This window comes from Pseudoalteromonas sp. S3776, assembly GCF_005886915.1.
Taxonomy (GTDB): domain Bacteria; phylum Pseudomonadota; class Gammaproteobacteria; order Enterobacterales; family Alteromonadaceae; genus Pseudoalteromonas.
This window is the reverse complement of the sequence record NZ_PNCU01000236.1, coordinates 1-322: the sequence shown is the minus strand read 5'-3', so window position 1 is coordinate 322 and position 322 is coordinate 1. Positions and strand designations below refer to the sequence as shown.

1 protein-coding gene is annotated in these 322 nt (G+C 47.8%); it reads right to left on the bottom strand.

Annotation, left to right across the window (positions count from 1 at the left end; all coding sequences use genetic code 11):
* Window positions 1–115: 115 nt before the first annotated feature.
* The coding region (locus CWC16_RS20160) for a hypothetical protein (RefSeq protein WP_212747475.1) at window positions 116–322 on the bottom strand (207 nt) is incomplete at its 5' end.

Here is a 322-nt window from a genome sequence, read left to right as displayed (position 1 = left end):
AAAATATCTGCATTGTTTTAATAGAAATCTTTTCTGAGCTGGGAAGCGGATCACAGTCGTTCGAAAGCTGAGAATGAAAGAACACTCACCATAGAGGTAGGCTCTTCATTCTGTATTACTCTTTTTCAACCCAGAGGGTCCAGTTTCGGTATTGGGACACCTTTTCGAAGCGGTTTCTCAAGGGGTCAGACAGCATATTGATATTGCCATCACGGGTGGCCAGAAAGTCCCGGCGATCTCTGTGCAGCTGGTTTAGGATCTCTTGCTCGTCATTGGCCAGTAGCGCCTGACCATGGGAATAGAAGCGGGCGGAGAAAGGTCG